17 protein-coding genes and 2 tRNA genes are annotated in these 19,719 nt (G+C 41.6%); 11 read left to right on the top strand and 8 right to left on the bottom strand.

Annotated features, from left to right (window positions below):
- Positions 1-39: 39 nt before the first annotated feature.
- Positions 40-456 carry a Holliday junction resolvase RuvX gene (gene ruvX / locus LZG71_RS17805; RefSeq protein ID WP_233822559.1) on the bottom strand — a complete coding sequence of 139 codons (417 nt, stop codon included), beginning with the start codon at positions 454-456 and terminating at the stop codon, positions 40-42.
- A gap of 116 nt (positions 457-572) precedes the next feature.
- Here ruvX and recJ point away from each other — a divergent pair, with 116 nt between their 5' ends.
- Together recJ and lptB are read left to right on the top strand one after the other, a co-directional pair.
- A complete protein-coding gene (recJ, locus tag LZG71_RS17800; protein ID WP_233822557.1) occupies positions 573-2,285 on the top strand; it encodes a single-stranded-DNA-specific exonuclease RecJ in 1,713 nt (570 codons plus the stop codon).
- A 34-nt stretch (positions 2,286-2,319) separates the two neighbouring features.
- Positions 2,320-3,054: an LPS export ABC transporter ATP-binding protein gene (gene lptB / locus LZG71_RS17795; RefSeq protein ID WP_131959632.1), complete on the top strand. Its 735-nt coding sequence runs from the start codon at positions 2,320-2,322 to the stop codon at positions 3,052-3,054.
- A 446-nt stretch (positions 3,055-3,500) separates the two neighbouring features.
- Here the strand turns inward: lptB and LZG71_RS17790 are convergent, their stop codons facing one another.
- The 3 genes from LZG71_RS17790 to recO form a co-directional block, all read right to left on the bottom strand.
- Positions 3,501-6,215: a T9SS type A sorting domain-containing protein gene (locus LZG71_RS17790; RefSeq protein ID WP_233822555.1), complete on the bottom strand. Its 2,715-nt coding sequence runs from the start codon at positions 6,213-6,215 to the stop codon at positions 3,501-3,503.
- Between the two features lie 392 nt (positions 6,216-6,607).
- On the bottom strand, positions 6,608-7,312 hold the full coding sequence (locus LZG71_RS17785; protein WP_233822552.1) for a hypothetical protein: 705 nt from the start codon (positions 7,310-7,312) through the stop codon (positions 6,608-6,610).
- A 61-nt stretch (positions 7,313-7,373) separates the two neighbouring features.
- Entirely contained in the window at positions 7,374-8,069 is a 696-nt protein-coding gene (gene recO / locus LZG71_RS17780) for a DNA repair protein RecO (protein ID WP_233822550.1), read from the bottom strand.
- A 330-nt stretch (positions 8,070-8,399) separates the two neighbouring features.
- On the opposite strand from recO, the gene LZG71_RS17775 reads away from it, so the two are divergent.
- Positions 8,400-10,292 carry an amidophosphoribosyltransferase gene (locus LZG71_RS17775; protein ID WP_233822548.1) on the top strand — a complete coding sequence of 631 codons (1,893 nt, stop codon included), beginning with the start codon at positions 8,400-8,402 and terminating at the stop codon, positions 10,290-10,292.
- A gap of 120 nt (positions 10,293-10,412) precedes the next feature.
- Positions 10,413-10,931 (top strand): DUF6265 family protein, encoded by a 519-nt coding sequence (locus tag LZG71_RS17770; protein WP_233822546.1) that lies wholly within the window; start codon positions 10,413-10,415, stop codon positions 10,929-10,931.
- A 4-nt stretch (positions 10,932-10,935) separates the two neighbouring features.
- Here LZG71_RS17770 and LZG71_RS17765 read toward each other — a convergent pair whose 3' ends face one another.
- Together LZG71_RS17765 and LZG71_RS17760 are read right to left on the bottom strand one after the other, a co-directional pair.
- Complete coding sequence (locus tag LZG71_RS17765) at positions 10,936-11,523, bottom strand: hypothetical protein (RefSeq protein ID WP_233822790.1); 588 nt, start codon at positions 11,521-11,523, stop codon at positions 10,936-10,938.
- A 30-nt stretch (positions 11,524-11,553) separates the two neighbouring features.
- Complete coding sequence (locus tag LZG71_RS17760) at positions 11,554-12,345, bottom strand: hypothetical protein (protein ID WP_233822544.1); 792 nt, start codon at positions 12,343-12,345, stop codon at positions 11,554-11,556.
- Positions 12,346-12,504: 159 nt separating this feature from the next.
- On the opposite strand from LZG71_RS17760, the gene ubiE reads away from it, so the two are divergent.
- The 6 genes from ubiE (at position 12,505) to LZG71_RS17730 (ending at position 17,417) form a co-directional block, all read left to right on the top strand.
- Positions 12,505-13,227 carry a bifunctional demethylmenaquinone methyltransferase/2-methoxy-6-polyprenyl-1,4-benzoquinol methylase UbiE gene (gene ubiE / locus LZG71_RS17755; RefSeq protein WP_233822542.1) on the top strand — a complete coding sequence of 241 codons (723 nt, stop codon included), beginning with the start codon at positions 12,505-12,507 and terminating at the stop codon, positions 13,225-13,227.
- Entirely contained in the window at positions 13,176-13,913 is a 738-nt protein-coding gene (locus tag LZG71_RS17750; RefSeq protein WP_233822540.1) for an outer membrane beta-barrel protein, read from the top strand. Before ubiE ends, LZG71_RS17750 begins: the two co-directional genes overlap by 52 nt.
- 122 nt (positions 13,914-14,035) lie before the next feature.
- A tRNA-Val gene (locus tag LZG71_RS17745) sits at positions 14,036-14,110 on the top strand.
- Positions 14,111-14,455: 345 nt separating this feature from the next.
- Positions 14,456-14,543, top strand: a tRNA-Ala gene (locus LZG71_RS17740).
- A gap of 598 nt (positions 14,544-15,141) precedes the next feature.
- Entirely contained in the window at positions 15,142-15,747 is a 606-nt protein-coding gene (locus LZG71_RS17735; protein WP_233822538.1) for a TetR/AcrR family transcriptional regulator, read from the top strand.
- Between the two features lie 164 nt (positions 15,748-15,911).
- The gene (locus tag LZG71_RS17730; RefSeq protein ID WP_233822536.1) at positions 15,912-17,417 is read left to right on the top strand and encodes a lipopolysaccharide biosynthesis protein; all 1,506 of its coding nucleotides are present in this window, start codon (positions 15,912-15,914) and stop codon (positions 17,415-17,417) included.
- A gap of 3 nt (positions 17,418-17,420) precedes the next feature.
- Here the strand turns inward: LZG71_RS17730 and LZG71_RS17725 are convergent, their stop codons facing one another.
- Together LZG71_RS17725 and LZG71_RS17720 are read right to left on the bottom strand one after the other, a co-directional pair.
- A complete protein-coding gene (locus LZG71_RS17725; protein WP_233822534.1) occupies positions 17,421-18,167 on the bottom strand; it encodes an ABC transporter ATP-binding protein in 747 nt (248 codons plus the stop codon).
- A 35-nt stretch (positions 18,168-18,202) separates the two neighbouring features.
- Complete coding sequence (locus LZG71_RS17720; RefSeq protein WP_233822532.1) at positions 18,203-18,931, bottom strand: ABC transporter permease; 729 nt, start codon at positions 18,929-18,931, stop codon at positions 18,203-18,205.
- Positions 18,932-18,993: 62 nt separating this feature from the next.
- On the opposite strand from LZG71_RS17720, the gene LZG71_RS17715 reads away from it, so the two are divergent.
- The gene (locus LZG71_RS17715; RefSeq protein WP_233822530.1) at positions 18,994-19,704 is read left to right on the top strand and encodes an SDR family oxidoreductase; all 711 of its coding nucleotides are present in this window, start codon (positions 18,994-18,996) and stop codon (positions 19,702-19,704) included.
- The last annotated feature ends 15 nt before the right edge of the window (positions 19,705-19,719 follow it).

The raw sequence follows: 19,719 nt of genomic DNA, 5'->3' as shown, positions 1-19,719 counted from the left end.
ATATTTAATAATTAAAACAAAACAGATGATCAGGCAAGCTCAATAACGCCGGCTTTCCATGAATGACTGAAGGATAATGGTAGCACTGATCTTATCAATATTTCCCTTTTCTCTTCTATCACTTTTTTTGGAACCACTTGCTATCATCGACTGTAAAGCCATTGATGATGTAAATCTCTCATCGTGCGTATGAACTGGCTTATCGGGAAAGGTTTTCATGAGCAGTTTAACAAAGGCCTGAACCCTCGGTGTATTATCACTATCCGTATTATCAAGCCTTCTCGGCATGCCTACTACGAATGCTTCGATTTCTTCATTCAGCGCATATTTCTTTAGAAATTCAAGCAAATCGTGAGTCCTGACCGTTTCCAGAGCCGTTGCAATAATCTGCAGTGAATCGGTTACCGCTAAACCTGTGCGCTTGGCACCGTAATCAATTGCTACAAGACGTGGCATCCTTAATATAAGTTAATCACTTGCAAAGATAAGACGTTTCGTTTAGCTTTCCCTGAATGAAACGGAGTAACCTTGATTTTGATACACACATTGTATATTAACCTTATCTTTGTTTTATGATTGAAAAGCGTTGGATATATCATCCTGAATTAACCTCCGAACAGAACCAGATTGCCGTTGAATTGGGGGAGACCCTGAAAATAAATGCTGCACTGGCAACATTATTGGCTCAACGGGGAATCAAAGATTTTGAAAGTTCGCGACAGTTTTTCCGGCCTGACCTTTCACTTTTGCATGATCCGTATCTGATGAAAGATATGGACGTAGCTGTGCAACGCCTTACGGAAGCAATGCAGAATGGCGAAAAAATCCTGATTTATGGAGATTACGATGTTGATGGAACAACATCTGTGACTGTATTTTATGGATTTTTAAGAAGAATTTATGACAAACTGGACTATTATATTCCGGACAGATATAATGAGGGTTACGGAGTTTCCTGGCAAAGTATTGACTGGGCTCAGGAAAATGGCTATACACTAATCATTACGCTCGATTGCGGAATAAAATCAATAGATAAGGTTACAGAGGCAAAAAATCGCGGAATAGATTTTATAATCTGTGATCATCACCGGCCAGGCGACACGTTGCCTCCGGCAGTAGCTACACTTGATCCCAAACGTACCGACTGCGACTATCCATATAAAGAACTCACAGGCTGCGGTGTCGGCTTTAAGTTTTTACAGGCGTACTGTATTTCTGAAAACCTGGACCAGAAAGTTCTCTTTGAATATCTGGACCTGCTAGTTGTGAGTATTGCAGCAGACATTGTACCTATTACCGGAGAGAACCGGATTCTGGCACATTACGGCCTTTTGCAATTGAACGCGGCTCCAAGAATCGGCATAAAAGCTTTGATTAAAATTGCCGGCATGTCAGGAATTTTGGATATCACCAATGTTGTGTTCGGTATAGGTCCGCGAATAAACGCAGCGGGGAGAATCAAACATGCGAAGGAGGCTGTGAGACTGCTGCTGTCGGAAGAAGAGGAAGAGGCCGATGAATTTGCTCAGGAAATAAACAGACACAACAACGACAGGAAAGTTTTTGACAGCAGTATTACCGAAGAAGCACTCTTCATGATTGAAAACGATGTTTGGTTCTCGGATGCCAAAAGCACGGTGCTATTTAAGGAAGACTGGCACAAAGGTGTTATTGGAATTGTGGCCAGTCGCTGTATCGAAAAGTATCATCGTCCTACCATTATTCTAACCGAATCCCATGGCAAAGCTGCCGGCTCCGCAAGATCGGTTCCGGGATTTGATGTGTATGAAGCCATTGAAGAATGCGCAGACCTCTTAGAACAATTCGGTGGGCATACTTTTGCCGCAGGACTCACCTTGCCAATTGAAAATATCAATGCATTCAGAAGCAGATTCAACGAGATTGTAAGCAGCCGTATTCTTCCCGATCAGTTGATTCCGATGGTAAACATTGACCTGCCGCTGGAACTGAGTATGATTAATGCAAAGTTTTACAACATTCTACGGCAGATGGGACCTTTCGGCCCGGGCAATATGACGCCACTGTTTGAAAGTAAAAATGTTACGCTGGTTGGAGATCCGGTAATAATGAAAGAAAAACACATCAGGTTTAATGTGAGGCAGGAAGGATCACTCACCTTTACGGCAATTGGCTTTGGAATGGCAGAGGTTTATACAGATCTGGTTAACAAACGTCCTTTTTCTATATGCTATCATTTGGAAGAGAATAACTTTCGGGATAAAAAATCGTTACAATTATTCCTTAAAGACATTAAAATTCACTGACCTCCCTCATACGTTACGCTTAGATACAATTACAATGATATTAAGAACTGAAAACCTTGTTAAAAAATACGGCCCGCGATTGGTTAACAACAATGTTAGCTATCAGGTGGAACAAGGAGAAATTGTAGGATTGTTAGGACCAAACGGCGCCGGGAAAACCACTTCCTTTTATATGGCTGTTGGTTTGGTTAAGCCCAATAGCGGAAAAGTGTATCTGGATGACAAGGATATTACCAGTCTTCCCATGTACAAGCGGGCAAGGCTTGGCCTGGGTTACCTCGCGCAGGAAGCATCTGTTTTTCGTTCTTTAACAGTTGAAGAAAATGTTAGGGCTGTGCTGGAAATGACAAACCTTTCCCGAAACGACCAAAAACTTAAAGTGGAAGAACTATTGGAGGAATTCCATTTGCAGCATGTAAGGAAAAGTAAAGGAATGGTGCTGTCGGGCGGAGAAAGACGCAGAACAGAAATAGCGAGAGCACTGGCAGTTGATCCAAAGTTCATTTTGCTGGACGAACCTTTTGCGGGAGTGGACCCTATTGCTGTGGAGGACATTCAAAGTATTGTCGCCAAATTAAAACACAAGAATATCGGGATTCTTATTACGGATCACAACGTGAACGAAACGCTCTCGATCACAGACCGTGCATACCTTTTATTTGAAGGAAAAATATTAAAACAGGGAAGCGCCGAAGAGCTTGCAGAAGATGAGGTTGTGAGAAGGGTTTACCTGGGACAAAATTTCGAGCTAAAACGGAAGTTTGTATAATTGAGGACATAGAAAAGGGAACGCTCGCCGGCATTCCCTCTCTTACAATTATTCACCATGAACTGTATTTACTAGATTATCTTCTAAGGAAAACCTACTTTTTAGGACACTTTTTGCAGTGCTTTCCCTTCTTTTTATATTTTTCACAGCACTTTTTAAAGACGCACTCTTCCCCACTCATCAGGGACTTTGACCAACAACCTATTTGATCAGAAAAGTTTACTGGCTCACCGCACATCAAAGCACTCATTATTCTCTCGTTAATACTAAGACAAATGTAGGACCTATTTAGAATGATTCAAAACATTTTTAAAATTATTTTGAAGAAATCTAAATAGCAATTCCGTTTTTAATACATGAAAGCAATCATCATGCCAGCCTACACATTTACAAGAAGTTAAAATGAGCCTCCGATTTCCTGACCACAAAACCAAAGGCTCATTTTATCATTGCACAATCATTCGCTGTACTTGTCGATTCTTTCCATCGGTAACTGTGATGAGATATGTTCCTGATGAAAGTTGAGATACATCTGCCTTAATAGTGCTGATTCCTTTTGGTAAATTATAATGACGTTTGTGCACCACCTGTCCTCCCACGTTCAGGATATTTAGTTCCAACGATTGCGTACGTGGATTGTTAACCAACACGTTTGCTGAGATGTGAACTGGATTTGGCATTAGTTGAATCAATAGCTCATTGGGATCAATCTTGGCAGATTTAATATTAGAGTAAGCAGAACTACCATCTGTATCCGTCATTTTTAACCTATAATACAGGGTTTGTCCAACAGCCGCCTCGCTATCGCTATATATATAGGTAGATGATGACTCTTTTCCCAATTTTGCGGGAATCCATTTAAGGTTGATAAACTCCTTTCCATCAAACGATCTCTGTACTTCATATCCTGAAAAATTACTTTCGGATGTTGACTTCCAGTTTAACTCAATAGAATTTGGTAACGCCTTCACATCAAAATTGGTCAATGTCACAGGTAATGGAGAAAAATCGCCTTGCGCCCATATTGCAAAACTGTGAGCAGGAACAGATACGCGTAACACGCCTCCGCTCCACACGGGCTGAACAGTGGATGACGTTCCGGCAATTTTTGTGAATATTTCGCCATTCATCATATTATTCCTCTGGATAATTGGTATCTCTACATCAATTGCTTCATCTCCATAATTGATCACATTCACTATTTCCTTTCCTCCAATACTTCCTGTCGCACTATTCTGATAAATAAGGGAACGTTGGTAACAGCCACTGTGATAAGTCATCGCAGGCCCACCAAATTTATTAAGGTAATTTATCTCAGATGAACCATGAATATAGTTTTTTAGCACACCTATAAGTCCATCAATTTCTGATGATAAACCTCCATCTGCCCATACCGGGAAATAGCTTAGTGATTGGTCCACACAGGTTGTTCCATTCCATGTTTTTGTTGTGGCATTGTATCCATAGTAGTCAGGCCAGAATACGGTGGGGACACCCAAATGGTTGTTGGTAAACATGTAAGCATAACTGTTCAGCGCGTCTGCACGACTATGTATCAGTGAATTACCATATGTAACATTGCTCTCTCTGAAATCATGATTATTTGCCATTGTAACAACATTATTACCACTAAATCCAGCCAGATCATGCAAACTTTGGTCAAAAACACCTCTCACATCCCACGAAGTACCATCGCCGCAACTGGTTGACAAACTAACACCGTTCCCGCCGTCGCTTGCCTTTTTTAGTGCCGAACGAAGATTGAAGTCAAATACCTTTGGATTAAGCGTTCCTCCACCACATGCATTCAACTTTGCATACACATCGTTCAGCCAGGTTCCCTGTGGACCAGGATCTTCACCATACCATTCTCCTACGATCATACTTGGATCTTTTCCAGCTGCATGCATTGCGCAAAGCAAATCACCCACAAATGATGCTGGAAAATGTTTGATCGCATCCATACGAAGCCCCCTTATTCCAACCTGATCCCAGCTCCAAAGTGTCCAGTCAATCAGCTTTTGTTTTGTATCCGGATTCCGGTGGTCATAATCATAGAAATAATCCATGCTTTGCATACTCCATGCCGGCCCAAGCGTTGTCTGGTTCACATCTGCCGCGGGATCACCACCCCAGTTTGGTCTGAAATTACCACCGTGCATATCCTGACCAGTCGGCGTTCCTGGCAAGTTGCTGAAATCAGTATAGGTTTTTACACGTAACTTGTAGTCAGTGCTAAGCCCACCACCTGTCGCCCACATACTTCCTGCGGTAGCGACATGCCTCGCAGATCCGTTTCCTGATGAACCTTGAGGATCATACCAAATTTCATATGGTCGGTGGTTGGAGTAAGAAGCAATATCACTGGGATTTATGTTAATAGCATAAATGATCAGCTCATCACCCGCATTGAAATCTGCCGGGTTAACAGTTATTTCAAATTCATCCACATCTCCATTCCCATCAATCCTTACTTCATAATTGCGCCCCAACTCCACAGCGTAATTGCCAGACATCTCTGTCAAAACTGTTTCAGGAGACAAAACAGGCGACCAGCGCGAACCTCCGATTTTATTTGTGGTCACATAAAGCATATATTTTGCACCGTCATAGGTATCATTACGAGAACTGAATTTTGCATAATATTTTCCCTCTCCATTGCCTACCGTGCCACCGAGCGGTAAAACATAATGGAACCTGTCCGAAGGCATAGAATACTGGTAGCTTCCTCCCGGATTATTTCCTCCCGCCTTATTCATTACGTAATCCAGTACAGGATCATTGATCTCGGGAGCACCGCCATCTCTGTGGTTGTATATCATATCTCCTACCACCTGCATTCCGGTGGCATTGTAAGCCGAAACCATGTCCAGAATTTGTTGTTTTGTCCCCAGAGACGTTACAGTTGTATTGTCTCCTATATATAAGTTCCTGGGATCATAACCTCCGCTATTTGCTCCATTTCCCTGAAAAGGAGGAGTCCAGATATGTGTAAAACCGGATGCCTTCAACTGGCTTGCCTTCAAAGCCATAGTATCAGCCCAGGCCGCGCCACATTGAGCTTTGGGAATATCGTAGTAAAATCCCTGCATCATAACTTGCTGTGCTAATGCTGGTATACTGACATAAACTAAAAGTGCAACGTAAATCAATTGTTTCATTCGTGCGGGGTTTTTGGTTTGATTAAATGATGAGATGCTTAAAGATTCAAATAGCCCTTAACTCATAAATTATAGGAATATTTTTGTCAAAAGTATTGATATAAATACTCCCCATCGCTCCACTTTACCTATACGACAATATATTTTAAAGTGCTATGAAATTTAACTTAACGCACTGAAATACAGGATGAATGCATTGCGACAAGCAAGACCACTTTATAAAATGGTACTTATTTTTCTCAAATTTTAACTTGGTAAAAGACAATTATCTTAGACACGCCAGGTCCTCAGATATGGGGAAGTGAACCTGGAAGGCAAAGAAAAACGCGCCTCCGAAAAGTTTCAGAGGCGCGCCAGAGAATATGTTTGTATCCTACGGAGAAGATATGGATTTACTTTATCTTCTCCCAGACTTCATGAATACGCTTCCCATCACTGCTTTTGCCACTGTGATCCCAACGCCCGTTGTCCAGTTTCCAGCCAAAAGCCAAGCTGGTGCCTACCCGGTTGTTATCCTTCGAGAAAAACTGAATATTTTCAGTGTATTTGCCATCCTTAGCACTGTACGTTCCTCCTCCGGTAGCGTAAAAACCCTTCACACCAGGATCAATTGCAAACCACTGAAATCGTGTTCCAGACAACAATTTTAACGTTTTTCTTGTACCCTGTTGATGAATTTTCACCAATTCTCCCTCTCCGTTACTTGCGCGCTCAGTTATATGCCATGCACCGGCCATAGATGCATTCTCAGCTTCGTCGACTTTCATCCAAACCATAGCTTCTTCATATCTTAACGTAAGAATGTCGTTTTTTTTAGTGACTGTAAACACGATAGGAATGCCGACTTTAGCTGTATCTGCTGAATTAAATTCAGGCGTATATGTCATTTTATCGCCGTCAATCGTAATAGGACCACCTTCCGCGCGCTCAAAGTATTTATTACCCACGCTGAAAGACGCTATTGACATGTAATTGTCAGCAACAATTAGTATGGAAGTGCTTCCGGTCGGTTCCTGAGACTTCCAGGCGCCTTTAGGAGCCTGAGCAAACACGGCACCAGTTATTAAACAGAAGGTGAGAACAAGTAAATTTTTCATAGTTCAACCATTTTTGATTTATTACATTTTCAACAAAAGTATGCCAGCGTACGGTAGCATATTATTTTAAAACTTCTTTTAACACCTCCAGGGATCGGATCTCGCCCAACCCTTCTATATGTATTTTATAGAAAAAAAGTACTTTTTCCAGAATGGACACCCTGCGGGTTCTATCCAGTTGAACAGGCATTCCGTAGCCGTTCAGCAGTAATTGCTCCGTAGCGCTCAATTCTGTTTTGTCGGCCATCTGCGGAAAATGATGACTCTTTATCTCCCGTTCCAGATCGTGAAGATTTTCTATACCAAAACCAAGAAATGAAGCCAAATGCAATAAAAACTGTATGTGGAAGTTTTCAAAACCCATTTCAGCGTGATCCAGGTAAAGTACAGAATGCTCTATGAAGTGAAAAAGAGGCTCATTTGCTTCCTCCTCTTTAAGCGTCTTACCCAGAATTTCTGTTACAAAAAGAGCAAGGCTGGATTTTGTAACATTGTAAGGCAATGTATTGAAAGGATTGTAACATTTCATTTCTGAAATCCTATGAACGGTATCATTCTTTCCCTTGTGATACACTACCAGGTCCAGCAACGTCAGCGGCTGAAAAAGTGCAATGCGATTAGTTTTGGCAGTACTGCTCCTTACCCCATTCACAATGTAGCTCTGGATACCGAACAGCTCGGTATATATTTTTACAATAATGGACGACTCCCGGTATCTGATGTAGCTCAGAGCAATACCTCTGGTTTTATGGAGCATGACATTTCCCCGATTTAAATTCTGTTTTTTTGAAATAGTCAAGATAACCCCTGAACCTGGATTAATATGCAAATTAGAACAAAGACAGGTTTTATTTATACTTAATGATCAATAGAGCACATATAGTTCTAGTACCTATACCTTATCAGATCTACCCGCTATGAAGACACTTTAAAAATAGGGAGAGTTTGAATATTTTTAAGGGAAAGGATTCGTATCTTTGCACATGTCAGCGAACTAAAAAAGGTCTTTAAATCGTTAACCAGATATTCAAAAGGAATAAGCTTTGCAGACAGCAAGCGAATATATTTCTAACATATTATTCTTCCCATGAGCGACGCTATTAAGCATGAGTGTGGAATTGCACTCATCCGTCTTCGAAAACCTTATCAATACTATATCGACAAGTACGAAACACCGCTATACGCCGTGCACAAACTGTCGGTGATGATGGAAAAACAGGTCAACCGAGGGCAGGATGGTGCCGGAGTTGCAAATATAAAAATCGAAGTCCCGCCTGGCAAAAGATACATAAGCCGATACAGATCCGTAGAACCTCAGCCACTTACGGATATTTTTTCCAAAATACATAAGAAATTCCGCAAGGGTCTGAAGAACAATCGCGATCGCGCTACTGATGCAAAATGGCTGCAGGAGAACCTCGCATTTACAGGAGAAGTGTGGTTGGGACATTTACGCTACGGAACACATGGAACCAACGAAGTTGAAAACTGTCACCCGATGTTGCGCCAGAGTAACTGGCGAAGCCGGAACCTGGTGATGGCAGGAAACTTCAACATGACCAACGTTGACGAACTGTTTGGCAAATTGGTATCACTTGGGCAGCACCCAAAAGACAAAGTAGATACTGTCACAGTTATGGAAAAAATTGGACATTTCCTTGACGAAGAAAATCAAAGGGTGTTCGAACGTTTCAAAGGAATATATGAAAATCCGGTTCTCTCAGATGTTATAGAAGAAAACCTGGATCTTCAACGGATGTTGTACCGCTCATGTCGTGATTTCGATGGCGGTTATGCAATGTGTGGTCTTACAGGATACGGCGCATCATTCGTGATCAGAGACCCTGCGGGAATACGTCCGGCTTTCTATTATGCAGACGATGAAGTGGTAGTGGTTGCAAGTGAGAAACAAGCGATTAAAGCAGCTTTCAATGTAGATTATGGCCAAATAAAGGAAATCACCCCAGGCTCGGCACTTATTATTGATAAGCACGGAGAATATAATGAATTCCCTATTCTGCCCAGGCTTGAAAAACGCTCCTGCAGCTTTGAAAGAATATACTTTTCGAGAGGAACAGATCCGGATATTTACTACGAACGCAAAGAGCTTGGAAAGTTACTGATTCCACAGATCCTTAAAGAGATCAATTACGATCTTGAAAATACAATTTTCTCTTACATTCCGAATACTGCCGAAACTGCCTTTTTAGGTATGATCGAGGGGTTGGAAGAATATCTTGCCAAGAAGAGAAAACAAGCGATTATGGACGGCATCTTGTTTGAAGCCGATCTCGAACGTGTTCTTTCGTTCCGACCGAGGATCGAAAAATTGGTAACCAAAGATGTTAAATCCAGAACGTTTATCACCGCCGATGCACTTCGCGACGACATGGTATCGAGCGTGTATGATACAACATTTGAAGTGGTGAAGAAGAATGTCGATACAGTCGTGATTATAGACGACTCTATTGTACGCGGTACTACTTTGGAAAAAAGCATCCTGACAATGCTCGACAGGCTAAACCCAAAGAAAATAGTAGTTGTGTCGTCGGCACCGCAGATTCGTTTCCCCGACTGCTATGGTATAGATATGTCGAAAATGAAAGATTTTGTGGCTTTCCGTGCCGTTCTGAAATTACTCGAAGAGCGTGATCTGGATTATCTGCTTGAAGACGTTTATACACAGAGCGTAACCTCCATAGCAACCAAAAATCCTTATCATACCAATTATGTAAAGGCTCTGTATGAGCCATTTACAGATCAGGAAATATCCGATAAAATTGCCCAGATCATTCGCCCGAAAGATCTGAATGCAGAAGTATCAGTGATATTCCAGACCGTGGAAAACTTGCATAAGGCCTGCCCTAATCACCTGGGTGACTGGTATTTTACCGGAAATTACCCAACCATGGGAGGAAACAAGGTTGTGAATAAGGCTTTTGCTAATTCTCATGAAGGAAAACTGGAAAGAGCTTACTAAGAATTATAAAGTAGACGATCAAAGCCGTTCCTTTCAGGGGCGGCTTTTTTCATTCATGATGACGCGAATATTCATATTTAGCTAAATTGCATGCTGTAACATTTAACTATCTAAATCCTTATGCTTAAATCAAGACATTTATTGCAGGCATGCATTGCCCTGGTGTTCCTCTCCTTCACTTCCAACGCTCAAACTACCAAAACGGGCACCTTAAATGATATCAGTTTCCTCGACGGACGATGGAAAGGGACTTACAACGGAGGTCCTATCGAAGCTTCCTGGACAGCACCGGAAGGAAACAATATCGCTGGTTTTATCCGGATGATCAAAGACGACAAACCCGCACTCTACGAACTCTTCGCTTTTGAGCAAACGGAGAAAGGACCTGTGGCGCATGTAAAGCATTTTAAACCCGGAATGATCGCCCTGGAAGAGAAAGAAGTATCAGATACTTATAATTTTATTGAGGCAAAAAAGAATCAGGCGCTATTTGAAAAAGATGATGCTACAGTGCGAATTATTTATGAATTACGTAAGCAAAATCAGCTGGTGATTCAACGGGGTAAATTGGAAGAAGGTACGTCCTCAACACCAAAATGGACATTTATTGATCTTTTTATATTCAATCGTATCCCCTGATTATTTACCGCGGTAGCAAATTAAATATGCGCAGGTCTGTTATCCTTTTGCGGTGCTCTTCCAGAAACCCGCAAAAGGATTTTATTTGCTCCTCCTGATACGTCAAATCTACCGACTGACTATACTCTTCCTGATACACCTCCTCAAAATCGGTAATCACGTATCTCAATGATCTTATCCCTTTTGATTTCAGAGCCGGGAGATATAAATTCTGATGACTTTGAGCAAAGCAATCCGGAATGTACAAACTTGTTGTTTTGATATCAACCGCAAGCATCTTGCCGATCACATCCACATAGCCGTAAAATAACACATCTCCAAGCTGATACTCACAGTACACCTGCGTCTTGACCATTGGCCTCGGCAGCAACGCTCTTACCTTACGAAGAATTTCAGGATCATACAACTCCTCGCCAGTACCCTTTATCACCGCATCCTCAAACGAAACTCCGCGAGCCTGAGCAATAGTTTGAGGAACAGGTATACGATTAACCCGGTCAATAAGTTCTTCCCCTCCCAGCTTCCCCCGGAGATAACGGTCATAGCAATTCAATAAACTAGGATAAATTCGGTATTTAATTGTTTCCAAAATATTGAGTATAAAAATGTAGTGAAGACAGAACTATTGCCTGCCCGATTTTGCAAAGCAATACGTCAAAGTAACAGAAAGCAAACTGAATTTATCGTTAGGCGTGGTGCTGTACGAATCCGCCTCTTCGGGATTTGTGAGCCTTTGCCCGGAAGTAGCGTCAAGCTTATCGGTACGCACTAAATAAAATCTGAAATCCATTCCTATCTTCAATCTTTCCGTCAGATTGTAATCGAGTGCACTTCCAATAGGAATAATCCGCTCATGCGTCTTTTTAATACCTGCTCTGCCTCGCGGATTCCCCCATCTCAGAAACAGCTGGTTACGCTTGCTAGTCTCGCTATTCGAAAATCTTTGAAGCCCATCAGTATCCACGTCATAGGCATTGGAGTTAAAAAATATGACCCCAACTCCGGTATAAACACTTACATCAAACAAATCCTCTTTCTTGCGGGAAAACTGTTTTGTCAGGTTCCACTTCGCAATCATTTCCGCTGCGTTGTATTCTGTAATGAAGTATGAATTAAAAAAAGTAATTTTCTGTCCTCCAATCTTCCCTGCTGAATAATCCAGACTAACAGAAATACCCTTTGTAAGTCTTCCGCTTACTCCTAGTCCGTAAGAACCTACCATATCCTGTTCATTCAGCTCTCCGTAGAATTGGGTAAGCCCACCTTTGGCGGTTATGGCGAAACGGGAGATTTCTTTTGATCTGATATGGCTTGATTGTTTACGCACCGACCCGGCTTTCGTCTTATGGTTTTGTGCATAAACTGACGCCAACACACCGAAAAAGACCAGTAAGATTAGGTAAATATGTTTCATAGCGTGTTGATGTATTTCCAATAAAAATATTAAAATATCCTGATTTACAATGTATTTAACCAAGGCTATTCGTTTAGATATCAAACTATACATTTGCCGCCGGCGTGCGAACGATAAATTACTGTAGTTTTGTATATATTTTATTTGACACGATTCATAATGAGTGTAGTACCATATAAAGACAAAGACGGCAGTAAAAGGGAACAAGTCGCCGAAATGTTTGATAACATATCTCCCAAATATGATTTGCTGAATCATTTGCTGAGTGGAGGTGTGGACATTTACTGGCGTAAAAAAGCTATAAAACTGTTGCGCAAACAACAACCCAAAGTGATACTGGATATCGCAAGTGGAACAGGTGATTTTGCTATAGAAGCCCTTTCGTTAAACCCGGAGAAAATCATCGGTGTAGACATTTCCGAAGGTATGCTTGCCGTAGGTCGGGAAAAGGTAAAAAAGCTGGGTAAGCAGAACATTATCACACTACAAAGCGGAGATTCGGAAAACTTATCCTTCCAGAACAATTATTTTGACGCCGTCATCGTTTCGTTTGGAGTAAGAAATTTTCAGAATTTGCTGGCCGGACTTACTGAAATGAACCGCGTTATGAAGTCCGATGGAACCTGTGTTGTTGTAGAATTTTCGAAGCCCCGCAGCTTTCCATTCAAGCAACTTTATAATTTTTATTTCAAATATATATTACCCTTAATTGGAAAAACCGTCTCAAAAGACAGTTCAGCCTATACCTATTTGCCTGAATCAGTGCAGGCTTTCCCTGATGGCGAGGCTTTCCTAGAAATTTTTAAAAAAGCAGGTTTTCAAAATACCAAATGCATACCACTAACCTTCGGGATTTGTACAATTTACATTGGTCAAAAATAATCATAGGCACCTTACTTATTCTGAGTCTGGCGGCTCAGGAAGCTGCTTCTCAGGGTCAGGGCTATCGTCGTAAACACCTTGAATATTACGACGACAAACCGATTCACTACGGTATTCTGTTTGCAGTTCCGTTTACCCGGTATTCCATCAGGCACAATGAAGATTTCATGGCAAAGGATAGTGCATTTCTAATCGAATCGCCTACCAAGACCGCATTCAGAATGGGATTTACCATCAATGCATATCTGAACGAGCGATTTGACCTTCGCACAACGCCATCGGTATCACTTTACGATCGGCAGGTAAAATATAGTTATCCATCGGGAGCCGAAAGAATAGAGAAGCGGGAATCAACATGGATCGAGGTACCGTTACTGTTAAAATACAAATCGCAGCGGAGAGTTAATTCCCGTATGTACCTGATTGCAGGGATGACCATGGCTGTGGAAACCAATGTAGGAAGCAGGCGCGCGGGCAAAGCGGGAACACTCAATACAAAGTCGACCGACTTCACCGTAGACTATGGCGTAGGCTACGAACGGTTCTTCGAATTCTTCAAATTTGCCCCGGAGCTGCGTTTTTCGCACGGAGTTGGAAATATTTTCCAACCATCACCAAATTCTTTGGGAAAAGGAATTGGAAAATTGAGCACGCATACTGTAACGCTCTATTTAAATTTCGAATAAGAGATATTGAAAATCAATAGGTTAAAAATTATTTTAATTTTTTTTCTAAAAAAAGTTGCACAAATAAATTTAGTCCTACATATTTGCACTCCCAAACGACGACAATGGTCGCCAAAAAATAAGGGAGTTTAGCTCAGTTGGTTCAGAGCATCTGCCTTACAAGCAGAGGGTCGGGGGTTCGAATCCCTCAACTCCCACAAGAAGCGAAACGCTTTCAACACAAGTTGAAGGCGTTTTTTGCTTTTACAGCATGTAAAATTCGCTGCGAGAGTGTTCCAATTTTATTAACCTGGAAACTCTTAAAATACATCAACCTTCTTTCCTTAGTTTAGCTCAGTTGGTTCAGAGCATATGCCCTGCAAGCAGAGCGTTGGGGACGGTCGGCCGCTGCCGTTCGAATCCATCAACTCCCACAAGAAACCAAAACGCTTTCAACGCAAGTTGAAGGCGTTTTTTGGTTTTAATGCATTTAAAATTCGCTGCGAGAGTGTTCCAATTTTATTAAACTGGAAACTCTTAAAATACATCAACCTTGTTTCCTTAGTTTAGCTCAGTTGGTTCAGAGCATCTGCCCTGCAAGCAGAGCGTCGGGGACGGTCGGCCGCTGCCGTTCGAATCCATCAACTCCCATATTAACCGAAAAGTTTTCAATGCAAGTTGGAGGCATTTTTTGCTTTTAAAGCATTTAAAATTCGCTGCTAAAGTGTTCCAATTTTATTAAACTGGAAACTCTTAAAATACATCAACCTTCTTTCCTTAGTTCGGCTCCGTTGGTTCAGAGCATCTGCCGCAAGCAGAGCGTTGGGGACGGCCGGCCGCTGCCGTTCGAATCCATCAACTCCCACAGTAACCGAAACGCTTTCAACACAAGTTGAAGGCGTTTTTTGCTTTTACAGCATTTAAAATTCGCTGCGAGAGTGTTCCAATTGTAAGTACAAAACCTGTAATTTCTCAAGGTAAAAGTCTCCCGGTCTACTCTTAAACTCCAAATCATTTGGCAAAATCTAAATGAGGCCATGAGCTATTTAAGATGGATTGTTCAAAGTACTTTTCTTCATCTACAACTCCATCGAAAAGCTTACTTGGGCAAGTTTTAGTGCTTCTACATTTTTAGCAAATCTATTATGTACCAAAATACAAAAAAAAGGTTACATACCAGAGGTGTGTTGTATATTATTTTCCGACGAAATGTTACATTTACTGCGTTTTAACCTAAATGGCACCCGTAATGAAAATCGAAAAAGTAAAAAAACGCGACCGAGAACGCACCAAAGGCAAAATCCTGAAAGCAGTTGGTGAGGTCATTGAACAGTTTGGCACAGATAAAGTCGGAGTCAATCTTATCGCCCGCACCGCAGGAGTTAATAAAGTTCTCATTTACAGGTACTTTGAGAGCGTAGATGGTTTGATGGAACAGTATGTTAAATCGGGAGAATACACATCTACCACCGGAGACGATTACATTGAGAATATCGAACCGGTAGCACCAGAAGATAGAAGCAAAGCACTTACCGATCTGATGCTCACTTTCCTTAGCGACCTGCGTGAAAGAAAGGCAACCCGTGACTTACTCAGATGGGAAATCGGAACTGGAAAATCCATGCTTTCGGATGCGAAAAATAATGTAGCTAACAGACTTCTCGAAAAAATAGGAGACCTTCCCAATTTTGGTGACACAAAAGCATTAATGGCTTTCCTTACAGCTGGTATTTATTACCTCGTAATTGCCGAGGATCACCGCCCTAAAATGATCGATATCGACCTGAATACAGAAGAAGGCTGGAAAAGAGTCGAAAACATCATAGAAAGTATCATTACCAGTATGGATAAATAAATTTCCATCCTTATTACCGGGAGTCCTTCCATATCCAAACGAAGGACTCTTTTTTGTGTTTGTATATTTAAACCTTTTCCTTCCTGTATATTTGCCGAATGGTTAGACCTGACCTTACATGTTTTTTCTGTTTCCGGAGCGGAAGCGGGATATGTTAGAATATTATGAGTGTATTAAAGAAACTTGCCAGCGAAACGGCAACCTACGGAATCAGCACCATGCTGGGTCGGTTTTTGAACTATTTGCTGGTAGCACTCCACACGGGCCTGTTTGAACCCGAACAAATTGCGGCTCAGGGGCAACTTTATTCTTACGCTGGCCTTGCACTTGTATTATACACTTTCGGAATGGAGACAGCCTTCTTTCGCTTTGCAAGACAGGAAACGAATCGGAAGGAATACTACAACTTAATTTTAAGCGCTGTCATTGTCGTAAGCCTGTTCTTTTCTGGTCTGCTTTTCATATTCGCTGAACAAGCTGCCGTCCTGATTAAGTATCCCGAAAGCGTCTCTATCGTCAGAATGTTTGCTGGTATCATGGCAATAGACGGAATTGTTTCTATACCATTTGCAAGACTGCGTTTAGAGGGCAAAGGGAAAAAATTTGTTGTACTCAAAGTCTCAAATATCCTCATCAATATTTCCCTCAACCTGTTTTTCTTAATCCTTTGCAAGGACATCTACAAAGGGGATTACTTATCATCTCTCCAACCACTTATCGGCACTTTCTACAATCCGTTAAACGCACCAGACTACATTGTTTTGGCTAACCTCATTGCAAATTTTGCGTTTTTGTGGATGCTGAGACGTGAACTGGCCGACTTTCGGTTCGTTTTCAGTTTAGAGCTGTTCAGGCCTGTTTGGGTGTATGCTTTCCCAATTATGGTAATGAATGCCGGTGGAGTGCTTAACATGCTTTTTGACCGTGCTTTCATACAGTTTCTTCTGCCAAAGAACTTCTACCCCGGTCGTACTTCCGAGCAGGCCATTGGAATCTATGTTCAATGTTACAAACTTTCTATTTTTATGAGCCTGGCGACCCAAGCCTTTAAATATGCGGCGGAACCATTCTTTTTTTCAAAAGGAGAAGATAAAAACGCCCCTCCGGTTTTTGCAAAAGTCACCAAATGGTTTGTTATAATCTGTGTATTAATGTGGGTCGGAATCAGCTTGAATCTTGATTTGCTCGCTGAGCTTTTCCTGAAAAAGAAAATCTACCATGAAGGCCTTCCTGTCGTTCCCTGGTTACTGGCAGGCTATATGTTTCTTGGTATTTATTATAACGTTGCAACGTGGTTTAAGCTTACCGATAAAACACAATACGGAACCTGGCTCACGCTAACAGGAGCCTTTATCACCATTGCACTCAGCTTTATATTGGTGCCTCGAATTGGTTATCTTGGATTTGCCATCGCCTTTGCGGTTTCAGGCTTCGCTATGGTAGCCTTGTGCTACATTTTTGGGCAAAAATATTACCCGGTACCCTACGAGGTAACATCTGCCTTGGGCTACGTTGGGCTTGGAGCTTTATTTATTACCATCTCCACGATGTACAAAATCTCGGATCTCTGGATATCCGTTCCTGTTCACATGCTCGCTTTCTCTGTCTTCGCAGCACTTATATTTTTGGTAGAACGGAAAAACATCCCCTTTCTACAACGAAACAAATAAAGATTACCCCTCCATCTCTCGCAGCAGTTTATTGGAAAATAAAAATTCCTTCAATTCCGCTACGGTTGTTTTGGTGATGTCATCTTTCTTTCCTTCCCAGAGCTTATCACCCTGATAGAGAAAGATTATATTCTGCCCTATTTCGAGTACAGAATTCATATCGTGGGTAATGATGATGGTTGTAATCTGATATTCTTCGGTGATTTCCTTAATGAGTTCATCTATTTTGACAGAAGTAAGCGGATCCAGACCGGAGTTGGGTTCATCACAAAACAGATACATGGGATTCATCACAATAGCACGGGCAATTCCCACACGCTTTTTCATCCCGCCGCTTATTTCCGAAGGCATTCTTTTTGCAGCAGCTTCCAGACCAACCCTTTGAAGACAAAAAGCAACGCGGTCCTGCTTCTCGCTTGTTGACTGGTCCGTTAACATATCAAGTGGAAAACGAACGTTCTCCTCCACGGTTTTAGAATCAAACAGTGCTCCTCCTTGAAAGAGAACGCCCATTTCCCGCCGGATCGACTGCTGAACGTCTTTATCGCTGTTGTAAAAGTCACGACCATTATAAAGCACACTTCCGGAATCGGGTTTCACCAGACCGATCATACATTTCAGCAAAACGCTCTTACCAGTACCACTTCCACCGATGATCAGGTTTGTTTCTCCCTTCTCAAATTTTGAAGTAATTCCTTTGAGTACTTCCTTACCGTTAAATGCCTTTTGAATATCGTTTATTTCAATCATTTTTCCTGATAATTATTCAGTGCAAACTGGCACCATTACAACAGCAACTGAGCCAATAAATAATCTGCGATTAGAATGGAGATACAGCTGTTGGTTACCGCTCCTGTACTTGATTTCCCAACCTCTAATGCTCCACCAGAGGTGAAAAAGCCCTGATAAGATGAAATGGTCGCAATCAGAAAACCAAAAACAAATGGTTTTACACACATGAAAAAGAGATTGTATGGTACGAATGAATCACGTATTCCTGCCAGATAATCCTTTTCGGTAATTACACCTGTAAGTGTCCCAGCCAGATAGCCACCAAAAATCCCTAAAAATGCAGCAAAGATAACCAGCATAGGAAAGGTGAACATTGCCGCCATTACCTTAGGAAGAACCAGATAAGAAGAAGAATTGATTCCCATTACTTCCAGAGCATCTATTTGCTCGGTAATACGCATGGTACCGAGCTCACTTGCAATGTTGGAACCAACCTTTCCGGCAAGTACAATACAGGTGATCGTTGGCGCAAGTTCCAGCAGTTGCATATCCCGCACAATCAGTGCCACAGTTGAAACGGGGATGATAGGACTTACAAGATTATACGCAGTTTGTATACACGATACAGCACCAATGAATGTTGAAACAATGGCCACAATAAAAATTGAACTCACCCCTATTCCTACACACTCTTCAAGAAATCGCCGCCAGTAAACAGATAATTTTTCACCTTTGCCAAATAATGATCCTAAAAAAATGAAGTATTTACCTATAACAGACATAATATCTTAATTGTATTCAATATTTTCGGGAAAATTAGACAAAAAAAGAGGCAAACAGAAAAATGAATCCATTAGTAATCGTAACAGGAGGAACAAAAGGAATAGGAAAAGCTGTAATACAGCGTTTTTTAGAGGGAGGATTTGATGCAATTACCTGTGCCAGAAACAATAGAGACCTTTTTGATTTACAGCAGGAAATGAAAGATCGCTTTCCAAATTCGCAGTTATTTTATAAAACCGCTGATTTGTCGTTGCGTGAAGAAGTCAATGATTTCATCTCATTTATCCAGTCTCAAAACCGGCCGATCATGGCCCTAATCAATAACACCGGCGTATTCATTCCTGGACAGGTGCACAACGAAAGTGAAGGAACTCTGGAGAAAACGATGGAGACCAATGTATACAGTGCATACCATCTTACAAGAGGCGTTGTAACAGGTATGATAGAGCAAAAAAAAGGACATATTTTTAACCTTTGCTCCACAGCCAGTATCACTGCCTATCCCAATGGAGGTTCGTATTGCATTTCTAAGTTTGCCTTATTTGGCATGACAAAAGTACTGCGGGAAGAAATGAAGCCTTTCAATGTAAAAGTTACTGCCGTAATTCCCGGCGCAACTTTTACAGACAGCTGGCATGGCACAGACCTGCCTGTAGAGCGATTTATAGATTCTCGCGATGTGGCAGAGGCAATCTGGTCGGCTTACTCGCTTTCTCCACGAGCTGTAATTGAAGAAATTTTGATTCGTCCGCAGTTAGGAGATTTAGATTGATTTGTAAACAATAAA

Source organism: Dyadobacter sp. CY312, from assembly GCF_021390535.1.
Classification (GTDB): Bacteria; Bacteroidota; Bacteroidia; order Cytophagales; family Spirosomataceae; genus Dyadobacter.
This window is presented reverse-complemented; position numbering and strand designations above follow the sequence as displayed.